Raw genomic sequence first — 14397 nt, 5'->3', positions numbered from 1 at the left:
ACCCGTGCTCACCCGCTCCTCGGCGAGGGACGCCCTGGTGGTCTGGCTCGGCTCCCGTGCCGGACTGCTGGTGATGACGTTGCTCGGGGTGGCCGCCGGTGAGTATGTGGACAAGTGGCGGCTCTGGGACGCCGAGCTGTTCGTCACGATCGCGGAGCACGGCTATGACGGTGAGCCGGGCACGCGGCCGGACGTGGGACTGCCCGCCTTCTTCCCGGGCATGCCGCTGGCGCTGCGCGCGGTCCACCTCGTGGTGCCGGACTGGTCGGCCGCCGGGCTGATCATCTCGCTGGTCGCCGGGGCGGTGGCCATGGTGGCACTGGCCAAGCTGGCGGAGCTGGAGGGCGCGCGCGGCTGGGCCGCGGTGCTGGCGCTGGTGCTCTTCCCGACGGCCGTGTTCCTCACCGCGGGCTACAGCGAGTCGCTCTTCCTGGCGTTCGCGATCCCCGCCTGGCTGGCCGCACGCCAGCAGCGCTGGCCGGCGGCGGCCGTGCTGGCGGCGGGCGCGTCATGCGTGCGCATCACGGGGTTGTTCCTGGCGGTGGCCCTGGTCGTGGAGTTCTGGCAGCGCCGGCAGCCGGTGCGCCGGGCGCCCTGGCTGGTGGTGCCGTTCCTGCCGCTGGTGGCGTACTCCTACTATCACTTCACCCGCACCGGGGACTGGCTGGCGTGGAAGCGCGCGCAGGAGGCGGGCTGGGGGCGGGAGCTGGTGTGGCCGTGGGACGCCTGGACGGTCACCTGGCAGGCGGCCATGGGCGAGGGCGAGGCGGCGGTGCCCTTCCGCATGGAGATCGCCGGGGCGGTGGTCGCGGTGGCGGCCCTGGTCTGGCTGCTGGTCCTACGCCGGTGGAGCGAGGCGGTCTACGTGGGGCTGCAGGCGGCGGCGTTGATGGTGTCGGCCTACTATCTGGGGCTGCCGCGCTCGCTGCTGCTGTGGTTTCCGCTCTGGGTGGTGGTCGCCGGCGTCGCCACCAGGCGGCCGTGGCTGCTCGTCGCCTACGGTCTGGTGTCGGGGCCGCTCATGGTGCTCAACACCATTCGCTTCCTGTCGGGCGCCTGGGTGGGCTGAGCCCTATACCCACTTCCGAGCATCGGTAATCCAGGGAAGTTATCCACAGGCTGTGTGTAATGGCTAGAGATTCTTCCTCAGGAAGGCGATGTCGTCCGCCTGGCCCTCGGCCGGGGTCTCCACCACGATCGGCGCGCCCGCCGTCCGGCACACCTCCAGGATCAGCTCCGGATCGATCCGGCCCTTGCCCAGGTTGGCGTGGCGGTCGGCGCCGGTCCCGAAGTCGTCGCGCGAGTCGTTGCAGTGCACCAGGTCGATCCGGCCGGTGATGGCCTTGATCCGGTCGACGATGCCGGACAGGTCCTCGCCGCCGGCGTGCGCGTGGCAGGTGTCGAGGCAGAAGCCCACGTCGAAGCCGTCGAGGGCGTCCCAGAGCCGGGCGAGCCGCTCCAGGGTGCGGGCCATCGCGTTGTCGCCGCCCGCGGTGTTCTCGATCAGCACCGGGATGGGGCACTCCAGGCGCTCGAAGACCTTGCGCCAGTTGTCGAAACCGGCCTGCGGGTCGTCGCCGGCGTTGAGGTGGCCGCCGTGCACGATCAGGCCCTTGGCGCCGATGCTCGCCGCCGCCTCCAGGTGCTGGGCGAGCAGCTTGCGGCTGGGGATCCTGATGCGGTTGTTGGTCGAGGCCACGTTCACCAGGTAGGGGGCGTGGATGAAGATGTCGACGCCCTCGACCGGCTCGGCGGGCAACTCCGGCTTCTTGTAGCCCTGTGGGTTGCCGAGGAAGAACTGCACCACCTCGGCGCCGATCGCCGCGGCGTGGGCGGCGGGGTCGTCCTGGCCGACGTGAGCTCCGATGCGCACCATGCCAGGAGCCTATCCGTTTGCCGGACCCGCTCCCGGGAAGTCGCCTTGCACCCCCTACACGAGGAGAACGATATGAGCCGCTGGCGCCTGCGCTCCTTAATCATTCTGATCTACGTGGTCATCGGCCTGTACGTGGCCTGGGTGTACGACTACATCACGCCGGCGCTTCTCAAGGACGTGGCCGAGGCGCTGATCGCGGTCTTCCTCTGGTTCCTGATCCTGCTCGGTGTGGACCTGCACATCGGCGGTTGACCGACGAGCCGGACGGCCCCGGGACGGCCGGGGCCGTCAGTGTGACGGCAAGCCGGTGTCACGGCAGGAAGCCGCCCCTGGCGATGCCGAGGGCGACACCCACGAACGACGCGACGATGCCTATGATGTTGAGTGAGCGCTGTGGTGTGGTGGCCGAGATGTACTGGGAGTAAAGCCCGAGGCCGAAGCCGAGCGTGCCGAACCAGGACGAGACCACGTGACCGCCGGGGAAGAAGGTCCCTACGAAGGAGACCAGTCCGCAGATCAGCGTGCTGACCGCGAGGATGTTCTCGACCGGATGAGTTCGGCCGTCGGTGTTGAGTGTGAGCCTGAACCGCTCGTTCTGTGCGGGCTGGAGCAGGTGCGGCACAGCGGATGCACCCCCTTGGTTTCCTAGATGCCTTCCCACCTTTGCGCGACTGGTAACCTGGACATGCTGCGTTGTGATGGGTGACCCGTCACCCCGAGGGGCCGAAATGGGCGCCCCGGGATCTGCGCAGCGTCCTCCTGTTACGGCAGAGTGTCGTGACCGCAAAAGTCCAGAGGAGGTTGGAGTCCCGCATGCGTCGTTACGAAGTAATGGTCATTTTGGACCCTTCGCTCGATGAGCGCACCGTGTCCCCGTCCCTCGACCAGTTCCTCACCGTCGTCCGCAATGACGGCGGCACCGTGGAGAAGGTCGACGTCTGGGGCCGTCGTCGTCTTGCCTACGACATCGACAAGAAGTCCGAAGGCATCTACGCCGTCATCGACCTGTCCGCGGAGCCCGCGACGGTCAAGGAGCTCGACCGGCAGATGAACCTCAACGAGGGCATCCTGCGCACCAAGGTCCTGCGTCCCGACGTGCACTAAGCAGCTCGTTGCCCGGCTTTTTGTCGGGCGGCGGCCGTACTCTGAGCCGTAACCGAAGACGAAGCGTGCAGGAAGGCGAGCGCTAGCCATGGCAGCAGGCGACACCGTAATCACCATCGTCGGCAACCTTGTCGACGACCCGGAGCTGCGTTTCACCCCGACGGGGCAAGCGGTGGCTCGATTCCGCATCGCGTCCACTCCGCGGTTCATGGATCGTCAGACCAACGAGTGGAAGGACGGCGAAAGCCTCTTCCTGACCTGCAACGTGTGGCGGCAGGCGGCCGAGAACGCCGCCGAGAGCCTCCAGCGCGGCATGCGGGTCATCGTTCAGGGGCGGCTCAAGCAGCGGTCTTACGAGACCAAGGAAGGCGAGAAGCGCACCGTCTACGAGGTCGAGGTCGACGAGGTCGGCCCGTCTCTGCGCAACGCCACGGCCAAGGTCAACCGCACCTCCCGTCAGGGTGGTGGCGGTGGCGGCGGCGGTTTCGGTGGCGGCCCGGCCGACGACCCGTGGGCCTCTGCCACGCCTGCCTCGCCCCAGGGGGGCGGCGGCTTCGGCGGTGGCGGTGGCGGTTTCCAGGGCGGCGGCGGCCAGCAGCAGCAGCAGGGCGGATCCTCGTCCGGCGGCTTCGGCGGCGGCGATTTCAGCGACGAACCGCCTTTCTAACCGGAAAGATCCGCGAAGCGGCACTTTTCGATCCAGCCTGTCCACCTCGGCCCATTCCCGCTTGACGGCGGGGCTCTGAAAGGAGCACCACGATGGCAAAGCCGGCACTGCGCAAGCCGAAGAAAAAGGTTTGCCTGTTCTGCCACGACAAGATCTCCTACGTCGACTACAAGGACACCGCGCTGCTGCGGAAGTTCATCTCCGACCGCGGAAAGATCCGTGCGCGTCGGGTGACGGGCAACTGCACCCAGCACCAGCGCGACGTGGCGACCGCGATCAAGAATGCCCGTGAGGTGGCGCTGCTGCCCTACACGAGCACCGCGCGCTAAGGAGGCCTGTCGATATGAAGCTCATCCTCACCAACGAGGTCTCCGGCCTCGGCACCCCTGGCGACGTCGTGGAGGTCAAGGACGGCTTCGGCCGTAACTACCTCATCCCGCGCGGCTACGCCATGCGCTGGACGCGTGGCGCCGAGAAGCAGATCGAGTCCATCAAGAAGGCTCGTGACGCCCGCGAGATCCGCGACCTGGGCACGGCCAAGGAGGTCGCCGGCCAGATCGGCGCGCTCCGCGTCCGGCTGACCACCCGCGCGGGCGACTCCGGCCGCCTGTTCGGCTCGATCACCACGGGCGACATCGCCGAGGCCGTCAAGGCCGCCGGCGGTCCGATCCTCGACCGCCGCCGCATCGAGATCGTCAACCCGATCAAGAGCGTCGGCTCGCACAAGGTGACCGTCAAGCTGCACCCCGAGGTCTCGGCGTCCGTGGACGTCGAGGTCGTCGCCGGCTGACGATTTCCCGGCTTCGCCGCGGCCCTTCTCCCCGCTGACGGGAGGAGGGCCGCTGCTTGTTACCCGCAGGTCGCACCACATGTCGGGAAGCGTAGAATCTCGACAGTTCTTCCCCACTTTTCCCCCCTGGAGGCTCAGCCATGGCCCGTCCCTCGATGCTGCTCGCGCTCGGCGCGCTCGCGGCGGCGGCCGTCGCGTGTGCGCCCGCCGACAACACGGCGAGCACGTCGCCCGCCCCGACGACGTCCACCGCCTGCACCAAGGAGCAGCTCAAGCTGATCACCCCGGGGAAGCTGACGATCGGCACGGACAAGCCGGCCTTCGAGCCGTGGTTCAAGAACGACGACCCGGCCAGCGGCCAGGGCTTCGAGAGCGCGGTGGCCTACGCGGTGGCGGGGGAGCTCGGCTTCGACCGCACCGAGGTGCAGTGGAACACGGTCAAGTTCGACGCGGCCTACGCGCCCGGCCCCAAGCAGTTCGACTTCGACATCAACCAGGTCTCCATCACCCCTGACCGGGCCAAGGCCGTCGACTTCAGCCACGGCTACTACACCGCCAAGCAGGCCGTCGTGGCTCTGGACGGCAGCAAGGTCGCCTCCGCCACGTCGCTGGCCGAGCTCAAGGGCGCCAAGATCGGCGTGCAGGTCGGCACCACCGCGCTCAACGCCGTACGCGAGGTGATCAAGCCCGACAAGGACCCGAACGTCTACAACGAGCAGATCGACAGCATCAGCGCGCTGAAGAACAAGCAGATCGACGTGCTGGTCCTGGACCTGCCGACGGCGTTCTACGTCACGGCCGCGCAGGTCGACGACTCCAAGATCGTCGGTCAGTTCAGCGCGACCGGTGGCACGCCCGAGGAGTTCGGCCTGGTCATGGAGCGGGCCAGCGCGCTCAAGCCGTGCGTCGACAAGGCCGTCGACGCCCTCAAGTCCAAGGGCGAGCTGGCCAAGATCGAGCAGGAGTGGCTGAGCGAGGCGGCGGGCGCGCCGGAGCTGAAGTGACCGCCGGGCCCACCCGGGTCAAGAGTGAGCGGCAGCACGAGCGCGAGCGGATCCGCAGGTCCCAGGGCCGCCGCACGGGCTCGATCGCCACCGCCTCGACGTTCGTCTTCGTCGTCCTGGTCGTGTGGATCGTCACCAACGCGCCCGGCTGGCCCCGGGTGCGGGAGAAGTTCTTCGACGGGGAGATGTTCGTCAGGGCGCTGCCGGACGTGCTGGACGGCTTCCTGCTCAACATCAAGATGTTCCTGATCGCCGAGCCGCTGATCCTGCTGGTCGGTCTGCTGGTCGCGCTGGCGCGCAGCATCCGTACGCCCGCGTTCTTCCCGATCCGGGCGCTGGCCACGCTGTACGTCGACATCTTCCGCGGCGTGCCGACGCTCCTGGTCATCTACCTGATCGGTTTCGGGCTGCCCGCGCTCAACCTCCAGGGCGTCCCCACCGACCTGGCGACCCTGGGCATCATCGCGCTCACCCTGTCGTACGGCGCGTACGTGGCGGAGGTGTTCCGCTCCGGCATCGAGTCCATCCACCCGAGCCAGGTGGCCGCGGCCCGCTCGCTCGGCCTGAGCCACATCAAGACGATGCGCTTCGTGGTGCTGCCGCAGGCCACCCGCCGGGTGGTCCCGCCGCTGCTGAACGACTTCATCTCGCTGCAGAAGGACACCGCGCTGGTGGCCACCATCGGGCCGTTGGAGGCGCTCCGGCAGGCGCAGATTCACGCCGCGAACACCTTCAACTACACCCCCTACCTGGTCACGTCGTTGCTGTTCATCCTGCTGACGATCCCGATGGCCCGGTTCACCGATCACCTGGCCGCACGCACACGAAGGAGGCGGGGGGCATGAGCCTGCTGACCATCGAGGGGGTGTGGAAGGACTTCGGCGACCACAGCGTGCTGCGCGGCATCGATCTGGAGGTCCGCCCGCACGAGGTGGTGAGCCTGATCGGCGCGTCCGGGTCGGGCAAGTCGACGCTGCTGCGCTGCGTGAACCTGCTGGAGACGGTCGACGACGGCGCCATCCACCTCGACGGCCAGGAGATCACCGACCCGCGGGTGAACGTGGACGGCGTGCGCAAGCGGCTCGGCATGGTCTTCCAGGCGTTCAACCTGTTCCCGCACATGAGCGTGCTGGACAACATCACCCTGGCCCCCCGGCAGGTGCACAAGGTCGCCAGGGAGCGGGCCGAGGAGCACGCCATGGAGCTGCTCGGCAGGTTCGGGCTGGCGGACAAGGCCCGTGCCTATCCCGACCAGCTCTCCGGCGGGCAGCAGCAGCGGGTGGCCATCATCCGGGCCCTGGCCACCGGCCCCAGGCTGATGCTGCTGGACGAGGTCACCTCGGCACTCGACCCCGAGCTGGTCACCGAGGTGATCGCGCTGATCAAGGAGCTCAAGGAGTCGGGCATGACGATGATCGTGACGACCCACGAGATGTCCATCTGCCGCGACATCTCCGACACGGTGTGCTTTCTCGACGACGGGGTCCTGCTGGAGAAGGGGCCGCCGGAGCAGATCTTCACCGAGCCGGAGCATGACCGCACCAGGAGCTTCCTGCGCAGCGTGCTCGGCTCGGGCCGCCTTTGACGCGTCGGACTAACGCCGGTGCCGGCCCCGGCCACCGGCCTCCGGCGGGGGCCGTTCGTCCAGGGTGAGCAGGCTGTGCCGCCTGCCGTACACGAGATAGACCACCAGGCCGAAGCCCATCCACAGGGCGAACCACGCCCAGGTGAGCAGTTGCAGGTTCACCATGAGCCAGAGGGTCGCCACGAGCGAGGCGATGGGCAGCAGCGGCGAGAGCGGGACCCGGAAGCCCCGCTCCAGGCCCGGCATCGTCCGGCGCATCGCGATCACCCCGGCCGCCACGAACAGGAACGCGAACAGCGTCCCCATCACCACGAGCTCCTGCATCGTGAGCACCGGCACGAACACCGCCAGCAGGATCGCGACCGCGCCGATCACCAGCGTCGCCCGCTGCGGCGTGTGGTAGGCGCGGCTGATCGCGCCCAGCCGCCGGGGGAGCAGCCCGTCGCGGGCCATCGAGAACACCACGCGCGTCTGGCCCACGATCAGCACCAGGATCACGGTGGTCAGGCCCAGCACCGCGCCGATGTCGATGACATGCCCCATCCAGTCCACGCCGACGTCCTGGAAGGCGCTGGACAGCGGCGCGTCCAGGGAGATGCTGGTGTACGGGATCATGCCGACCATGACCACGGCCACCGCGATGTAGATCACCGTGGCCACGACCAGGCTGCGGATCATGCCCTTCGGCACCACGGCCCGCGGGTTGACGGTCTCCTCGGCGGCGGTGGCGACGATGTCGAAGCCGATGTAGGCGAAGGCGATCACCGGCGCCGCCGCGAACACGCCGGTCCAGCCGAACGCCTGCCCCTGGCCGACGAAGAAGTCGAGCACGGTCGCCTTCGCGCCGGTGGCCGGCTGCGGCTCGGCGTAGAGGTCGCCGAAGTTGGCCACGTCGATGTGCATGGCGCCGACGACGATGACGGCGCCGATGGCCAGCAGCTTGGCCGAGACCATGACCCACAGGGCGCGCAGGCCGATCCGCGCGCCGACCGCCACGACCCCGGTCAGCAGCACCAGGATCACCACCACGAGGACGGTGGCGACCACGTCGGGGTACGGCACCCGTACCCCGAAGTTGCTGATGGCGCCGACGGTGATCTGCGACCAGGCGCGGGCCACCACGGCGGCGGCGAGCTGGAGCTCCAGAATGAGCGCCCAGCCGATGATCCACGCCCACACCTCGCCGAAGATGACGTAGGCGAAGGTGTAGGCGCTGCCGGACCTCGGCATCGTGGACGACAGCTCGGCGTAACACAGGCAGGCGAGCAGGCAGGCGATGCCCGCGATCATGAACGACAGGATCACGCCCGGCCCGGCCGTGGTCTTGGCCTGCTGACCGGCGATGCTGAAGATGCCGGCGCCGATCATGACGCCGAGGCCGAGCACCACAAGGTCACCCGTGCGGTAGACCTGGGCCAGCGCGTGGCGGGCACCGGTGCGTAACTCTGTCGCCTCAGCAGGTGGCAGGCGTCGGGTGATGGAGGATCGCGTGCTAGTGGACAAGGACACACCCCGCTCATGGGACTCGCCCACACTGCCTCACCACTACGACAACGGCAAGCACGAGACGATTACGCCCCTGTTACCAGCCAGGCGGTGCCCGTGGCCCGTCGGCCCAGCGTGATGAGACGGGCGATCATCCACACCCCGAGCGCGCACCACAGCGCGACGATGCCGTGATCGGCGGCGAGGAAGGCGGCGGGCAGGTAGGCCAGCGTCGTCCACACGCCCGCCCACGCCAGATAGCGCTGGTCACCCGCGCCGATGAGCACGCCGTCGAGCACGAACACCACGCCGCAGATCGGCTGGAACAGCGCCACCGGCCAGAGCACCGCCAGCAGCTGCTCGGTGACCTGTGGATCGGCGTCGAACAGGCCGGGCAGCAGCGGCCGCACCGCCAGCACGACCAGGGTCAGCACCGCCCCCGACCACACCCCCCAGACGACCATCCGCCTGGTGGCCGCCCTGGCCGCGACGGTGTCCCCGGCGCCCAGCGCCCGCCCGGTGATGGCCTGCCCGGCGATGGCGATGGCGTCCAGGGTGAAGGCCAGCATGGTCCAGATCTGGGTGGCGATGGCGTAGGCGGCCAGCTCCGCCTGCCCCATCCTGGTGGCGATCGTGATCGCGACCAGGAGCACGATCCGCAGGCAGACGGTCCGGATGAGCAGGGCGAAGCCGGCCGTGCTCGCCTGCTTGACCCCGGCCGGATCGGGTCTGAGCGGGGTACGCAGCCGCGCCGCCGCCCGCACCACCACGCCCACGTACACGGCGGCGCCGAGCGTCTGCGCGAGCACCGTCCCCCAGGCCGACCCCGCGATGCCCCAGCCGAGGCCGAGGACGAACCAGGCGTTCAGCGCCGCGTTGAGCGCGAAGGAGCCCACCGCCACCAGCAGCGGCGTGGCGGTGTCCTGCAGCCCGCGCAGCACCCCGGTGCCCGCCAGCACGACCAGCATCCCGGGCGCGCCCAGCAGGCTGATCCGCAGGTACGTCACCGCCTGCGCGGCCTGGTCGGGCGAGGCTCCGAACAGGTCCACGACGACCGGGGCGAGCGGCCAGCAGACCGCGATCAGCGCCGCGCCGATGGCCAGCGCCAGCCAGATGCCGTCCACGCCGCTGCGCATGGCCCGGTCGTGGTTGCCGGCCCCCGTCTGCCGGGCCACGGAGGCGGTCGTACCGTAGGCGAGGAACACGCACAGATTCACCAGGGTCGCCAGGACCGCCCCGGCGACGCCCAGCGCGCCCACGGCGGTGGTGCCCAGCCCGTGGCCGACGATGGCGTAGTCGGTGAGCAGGAAGAGCGGCTCGGCGACCAGCGCCCCGAACGCGGGCACGGCCAGCCGGAGTATCTCCCGGTCCTGGGTGGTAATGGGCATCGGTCCATTATGCCCCTTACCCGGCGTGGCGGTCCAACTTTCTTCCCTCCACAGCCGGTGGACGCCGTTGTGCCAGGTCAGAGCGGTTTCGGTGGATGTCTTTCATAGTTATCCCCAGGCTGGTCCACAGGCCTTTCACATCTTGGGCCCGTTCGTCCACAGGTTGGCCACAGAGTTATCCACAGGCTGCGTTGCCGTTGGCGCGGTGAGCCGAGAAACTGTCTCACCGGTCGACTACAAGTGGGGGTGGTGCGACCGCCTGCAAGCTGTTTGAGGGGGCGCGGTGAGCATTGACGACGAAGAGGTGGGCGCAGGCCCGGGTTTCGAGCGCACACCTCCCAACAACATCGACGCGGAGCAGTCCGTGCTGGGCGGCATGCTGCTGTCCAAGGACGCGATCGCCGACGTGGTCGAGGTCCTGCGTTCCGACGACTTCTACCGGCCCGCCCATCAGATGATCTACGACGTCGTCACGGACCTCTACGGCCGGGGCGAGCCGGCCGACGCGGTCACGGTCTTCGACGAGCTGCAGAAGCGCGGCGAGATGGCCAGGGTCGGCGGCGCCGCCTACCTGCACACCCTGACGGCCGTGGTCCCGACGGCCGCCAACGCGGGCTACTACGCCAAGATCGTCCGGGAGCAGGCGATCCTCCGCCGCCTCATCGAGGCCGGCACCCGCATCGTCTCCTTCGGCTACGGCGGCCAGAACGAAGAGGTCGACGACCTGGTCGACCGAGCCCAGGCGGAGATCTACAAGGTCACCGAGCGCCGCACCTCCGAGGACTACGCGGCGCTGGCCGACATCATGCCCGGCGCCCTGGACGAGCTGGAGGCCATCGGCAGCCGCAGCGGCCAGATGGTCGGCGTCCCCACCGGCTTCCAGGACCTCGACCAGCTCACCAACGGCCTCCACCCGGGCCAGATGATCGTCGTGGCCGCCCGCCCCGCCATCGGCAAGGCACTGGCACTGGACACGCCACTTCCGACGCCGGCCGGGTGGACGACGATGGGCGAGGTGCAGGTCGGCGACCACCTCATCGGCGCCGACGGCAAGCCGACCCGCGTCGTCGCGGCCACCGAGGTCATGCACGGCAGGCCCTGCTACGAGGTCGAGTTCAGCGACGGCACGGTCATCGTGGCCGACGCCCAGCACCAGTGGCGCACCACCACCCGAGCCGCCAGGAGGGCCGCTGGCAGCCTGCGGTCAGCCCACCGGCCCGCCGACTCCATCCGGCGCGTCAAGGACGCGCACCACGGCTCGCGCACCGCTCCCGGCCGGCGGATCGTCCACCGAGAGACCGTGGCCGCCGTCGGGCCGGAGTCCCTCCCTACGGTGGCGAAGACGGTGGGGACGGTCGGCGTAGGTGGCCCGGTCCGCAGCCACGCAGCGCACCTGCCCACCTGTCCCGCAGGAGCCCTGGACGCCGCTATGACGGCTCGGCACGGCGGTGTGGTGACCACGGAGGAGATCGCCGCCACGTTGCGATGCTCGGATCGGCGGCCCAATCATGCCGTCGCGGTCGCGGCTGCTTTCCAGCTCGATGACCAGGATCTCCCCCTCTCCGCTTACACGCTGGGGAGTCGGCTGGGCGACGGTGACAGTGCGCATGCGCGCACCGGGCAGATTCCCGCCCGTTATCTGCGCGGCTCGGAGCGCCAGCGGCGCGAGCTGCTGGCAGGTCTGCTCGACTCCGATGGGTGCATCCACGCGGACGGGCAGATCCAGTTCGCGGTGGCGAATCGGCGGCTCGCTCATGACGTGCAGGAGCTGGTTCTCAGCCTCGGTTGCAGAGCGACGATTCGCACCGAGTCGGTGCAGGGAGCCGCTACCCGCTACCTGATCGACTTCACTACGCCGGACAAGGTCTTCCGACTGCCCCGTAAGACGGCCGGGCAGGTGGACAGGGCGCATCCGTCGACGCTGGTCCGCTACATCGTGGACGTGCGTCCGGTTCCGTCGCGGCCGGTCCGGTGTGTCGAGGTGGACAACGCCGATCACATGTACCTGGCAGGCCGGACCTGCATCCCCACACACAACAGCACCCTCGGGCTGGATTTTGCCCGGTCCGCGGCGATCAAGCATGGGATGAGCACCGTCATCTTCTCCCTGGAAATGTCCCGTAACGAGATCACGATGCGTCTGCTGTCGGCTGAGGCCCGGGTGTCGCTGCAGTCGATGCGCTCGGGCATGATGAGCGACGACGACTGGACCCGGCTGGCGCGGCGGATGAGCGAGGTGGCCGAGGCGCCGCTGTTCATCGACGACTCGCCCAACATGTCGATGATGGAGATCAGGGCCAAGTGCCGGCGGCTCAAGCAGCGTAACGATCTGCGGTTCGTGATCATTGACTACCTCCAGCTGATGAGCTCGCCGAAGAAGACCGAGAGCCGCCAGAACGAGGTCTCGGAGATCTCCCGTGCGATCAAGCTGCTGGCCAAGGAGCTGGAGGTCCCGGTCATCGCGATCTCCCAGCTCAACCGTGGCCCCGAGCAGCGCACGGACAAACGCCCCATGGTGAGCGACCTGCGCGAATCCGGATCTATTGAGCAGGATGCGGACATGGTCATCCTTTTGCACCGGGAGGATGCGTACGAGCGCGAGTCCCCGCGTGCGGGTGAGGCGGACCTGATCGTGGCCAAGCACCGTAACGGCCCCACCGCGACGGTCACCGTGGCGTTCCAAGGTCACTACAGCCGCTTCGTCGACATGGCGCAGCACTAGGCGGGGGCCTACCGGCAGGCCTTGGCGCCTCGTTAAGACTTCCGGGAGTGCTCTACTGGTGAGTAGGAGCGAAGGGAAGCACGCCATGACCGTTCTCATCGCCTACGACGGCTCACCGGACGCTCGGGCCGCGGTCGAGGTCGCGGGGCGGATTCTCACCGGTCGGCCCGCCGTCGTCATCACCGTGTGGGAGCCGCTGCTCGTGCGGATGCGCAGGTTTCCGCTGGGAGCCATCACCGTCGCGGAGGACACGGGGGAGGCGCGGGCTCAGGCGGAGCAGGTGGCCAAGGAGGGGGCCGAGCTGGCCGTCGCGGCGGGGCTCGCCGAGGTGACGGCCAGGGCCGTCGCGGACACCGAGTCGATCTGGCGGACGATCGTCGAGGTGGCGGACGAGCTCGACGTCACGCTGGTCGTGATGGGGTCACGTGGTCTGGCCGGGCTGCGCTCGATGCTCCTGGGCAGCGTCTCCGACCACGTGCTGCACCACATCCACCGGCCGATCCTGATCGTCCCGCCGGTCAAGGGCTAACGGCACTGGGGCGCGGGCGGGCGGACGTGGGTGTCGATGCGCCGGGCGCCCGGCCCTTCTTCGCCCAGCCGGTCATAGGGGTTGGCCAGCGCGCACCGGTCCAGCGACAGGCAGCCGCAGCCGATGCAGTCGGTGAGATCGTCCCGCAGGCGCTGGAGCTGCTCGATGCGGTCGTCGAGCTCCCGGCGCCAGGCGCCGGACAGCCGCGCCCAGTCGTCGCGGGTGGGGGTGCGCTCCTCCGGCAGCTCGGCGAGGGCGTCCTTGATGGTCTTGAGCGGGATGCCGAGCCGCTGCGACAGCCGCACGAACGCCACCCTGCGCAGGGTGTCCCGGCTGTAGCGGCGCTGGTTGCCGGCCGTGCGCCGGCTGGAGATCAGGCCCTTGGTCTCGTAGAAGTGCAGGGCGGACACGGCGACCCCGCTGCGCTCGGCGAGCTGGCCGACGGTCAGTTCCCGGGAGTTCCACGCCACGTTCGTCACATCCTCAAGGTTACTTGAGGATCACCGGCCGGAAATGGGTCAGCAGCCGCTCGCCGTCGAAGAAGTGCAGGGCGAAGGCGGGCGGCAGGTCGTAGTCGAGGGGAAAGCCGTCGGTCTCCACGTGGGTCAGACAGGTGGAGATGACGCCGGGAGCGATGACGAGCGGCACCCCGGCGAACGTGCTCGACACCGCGGTGTGCGCGTGGCCCGCGAACACCCCGGCCACGTGCGGGTGCCTGCGCACGACCGCCTCCAGCCGTTCCGGGGCGGTGAGCCTGATCCGGTCCACGTACGGAATGCCGAGGTCGATCGGCTGGTGGTGCATGCCCACGAAGGCGGGCACCTCGGGCCGCTCGGCGAGCACCCCGTCGAGCCAGACCAGCGTCTCGTCAGCGAGATGGCCGTGCGGCTCGCCGGGCACGCTGGAGTCGGCCAGCGCGATCGTGACCTCGTCGAGCCTGAGCACCTGGTTCGCGGGCCCGATCAGTTTCTCGAACGGCGGCACCGCGTCATGGTTGCCCGGGCAGACGATCAACGGCACCTCGGCGCGCAGGAGGTCGGCGGCGATCTCGTACTCCTCCACCAGCGCGTGGTCGGCGATGTCGCCGGTGACCACCACGGCGTCGAGCCGGAGCGTCGCGAGATGGCGCATGACCCCCCGAGCCCGCTCCACACTCGCCTCGGAACCGCCGATGTGGATGTCGCTGATGTGCGCGATAACCGTCATGTCGGCACCTTACGCCGTCGAACACCCGCAGGCTGCCCCTG

At 69.1% G+C, this 14397-nt stretch carries 17 protein-coding genes; 11 read left to right on the top strand and 6 right to left on the bottom strand.

Features of this window, described 5'->3' with window-relative positions; genetic code table 11:
• Positions 1 to 4: 4 nt before the first annotated feature.
• The gene (locus tag IEY87_RS06265; protein ID WP_189137532.1) at positions 5 to 1069 is read left to right on the top strand and encodes a mannosyltransferase family protein; all 1065 of its coding nucleotides are present in this window, start codon (positions 5 to 7) and stop codon (positions 1067 to 1069) included.
• Positions 1070 to 1132: 63 nt separating this feature from the next.
• On the opposite strand, the gene IEY87_RS06260 is transcribed toward IEY87_RS06265, so the two are convergent.
• Complete coding sequence (locus IEY87_RS06260) at positions 1133 to 1876, bottom strand: deoxyribonuclease IV (protein WP_189137531.1); 744 nt, start codon at positions 1874 to 1876, stop codon at positions 1133 to 1135.
• A gap of 72 nt (positions 1877 to 1948) precedes the next feature.
• On the opposite strand from IEY87_RS06260, the gene IEY87_RS06255 reads away from it, so the two are divergent.
• Positions 1949 to 2128: a hypothetical protein gene (locus tag IEY87_RS06255; RefSeq protein WP_189137530.1), complete on the top strand. Its 180-nt coding sequence runs from the start codon at positions 1949 to 1951 to the stop codon at positions 2126 to 2128.
• Between the two features lie 58 nt (positions 2129 to 2186).
• Here IEY87_RS06255 and IEY87_RS06250 read toward each other — a convergent pair whose 3' ends face one another.
• Complete coding sequence (locus tag IEY87_RS06250) at positions 2187 to 2498, bottom strand: hypothetical protein (RefSeq protein ID WP_225277147.1); 312 nt, start codon at positions 2496 to 2498, stop codon at positions 2187 to 2189.
• 191 nt (positions 2499 to 2689) lie between these two features.
• Between IEY87_RS06250 and rpsF the strand changes: the two genes are divergently transcribed.
• The 7 genes from rpsF (at position 2690) to IEY87_RS06215 (ending at position 7026) form a co-directional block, all read left to right on the top strand.
• Positions 2690 to 2980, top strand: a complete 291-nt coding sequence (gene rpsF / locus IEY87_RS06245; protein WP_189137529.1) for a 30S ribosomal protein S6 — start codon at positions 2690 to 2692, stop codon at positions 2978 to 2980.
• Positions 2981 to 3068: 88 nt separating this feature from the next.
• Complete coding sequence (locus IEY87_RS06240) at positions 3069 to 3647, top strand: single-stranded DNA-binding protein (protein ID WP_189137528.1); 579 nt, start codon at positions 3069 to 3071, stop codon at positions 3645 to 3647.
• Positions 3648 to 3739: 92 nt separating this feature from the next.
• On the top strand, positions 3740 to 3976 hold the full coding sequence (gene rpsR, locus IEY87_RS06235) for a 30S ribosomal protein S18 (RefSeq protein ID WP_020543048.1): 237 nt from the start codon (positions 3740 to 3742) through the stop codon (positions 3974 to 3976).
• Between the two features lie 14 nt (positions 3977 to 3990).
• The gene (gene rplI, locus IEY87_RS06230; RefSeq protein ID WP_189137527.1) at positions 3991 to 4437 is read left to right on the top strand and encodes a 50S ribosomal protein L9; all 447 of its coding nucleotides are present in this window, start codon (positions 3991 to 3993) and stop codon (positions 4435 to 4437) included.
• 140 nt (positions 4438 to 4577) lie between these two features.
• Positions 4578 to 5441, top strand: coding sequence for an ABC transporter substrate-binding protein (locus IEY87_RS06225; RefSeq protein WP_189137526.1), 864 nt, complete (start codon positions 4578 to 4580; stop codon positions 5439 to 5441).
• Entirely contained in the window at positions 5438 to 6286 is an 849-nt protein-coding gene (locus tag IEY87_RS06220; protein WP_225277148.1) for an amino acid ABC transporter permease, read from the top strand. Before IEY87_RS06225 ends, IEY87_RS06220 begins: the two co-directional genes overlap by 4 nt.
• On the top strand, positions 6283 to 7026 hold the full coding sequence (locus tag IEY87_RS06215) for an amino acid ABC transporter ATP-binding protein (RefSeq protein WP_189137524.1): 744 nt from the start codon (positions 6283 to 6285) through the stop codon (positions 7024 to 7026). The genes IEY87_RS06220 and IEY87_RS06215 overlap by 4 nt, the downstream gene beginning before the upstream one ends.
• A gap of 9 nt (positions 7027 to 7035) precedes the next feature.
• Here IEY87_RS06215 and IEY87_RS06210 read toward each other — a convergent pair whose 3' ends face one another.
• On the bottom strand, positions 7036 to 8529 hold the full coding sequence (locus tag IEY87_RS06210) for an APC family permease (RefSeq protein ID WP_189137523.1): 1494 nt from the start codon (positions 8527 to 8529) through the stop codon (positions 7036 to 7038).
• 68 nt (positions 8530 to 8597) lie between these two features.
• The gene (locus tag IEY87_RS06205; protein WP_189137522.1) at positions 8598 to 9899 is read right to left on the bottom strand and encodes an MATE family efflux transporter; all 1302 of its coding nucleotides are present in this window, start codon (positions 9897 to 9899) and stop codon (positions 8598 to 8600) included.
• A 283-nt stretch (positions 9900 to 10182) separates the two neighbouring features.
• Here IEY87_RS06205 and dnaB point away from each other — a divergent pair, with 283 nt between their 5' ends.
• Positions 10183 to 12621, top strand: a complete 2439-nt coding sequence (gene dnaB, locus IEY87_RS06200; RefSeq protein WP_189137521.1) for a replicative DNA helicase — start codon at positions 10183 to 10185, stop codon at positions 12619 to 12621.
• 85 nt (positions 12622 to 12706) lie between these two features.
• Entirely contained in the window at positions 12707 to 13150 is a 444-nt protein-coding gene (locus IEY87_RS06195) for a universal stress protein (protein ID WP_189137520.1), read from the top strand.
• Here IEY87_RS06195 and soxR read toward each other — a convergent pair.
• Together soxR and IEY87_RS06185 are read right to left on the bottom strand one after the other, a co-directional pair.
• Positions 13147 to 13629: a redox-sensitive transcriptional activator SoxR gene (soxR, locus tag IEY87_RS06190; protein ID WP_189137519.1), complete on the bottom strand. Its 483-nt coding sequence runs from the start codon at positions 13627 to 13629 to the stop codon at positions 13147 to 13149. The genes IEY87_RS06195 and soxR overlap by 4 nt on opposite strands.
• A gap of 10 nt (positions 13630 to 13639) precedes the next feature.
• On the bottom strand, positions 13640 to 14356 hold the full coding sequence (locus IEY87_RS06185; protein ID WP_189137518.1) for a metallophosphoesterase: 717 nt from the start codon (positions 14354 to 14356) through the stop codon (positions 13640 to 13642).
• Positions 14357 to 14397: the final 41 nt, after the last annotated feature.

The sequence above is a fragment of the Nonomuraea glycinis genome (genome assembly GCF_014646515.1).
In the GTDB taxonomy this organism is placed as follows: Bacteria; Actinomycetota; Actinomycetes; order Streptosporangiales; family Streptosporangiaceae; genus Nonomuraea; species Nonomuraea glycinis.
This window is presented reverse-complemented; position numbering and strand designations above follow the sequence as displayed.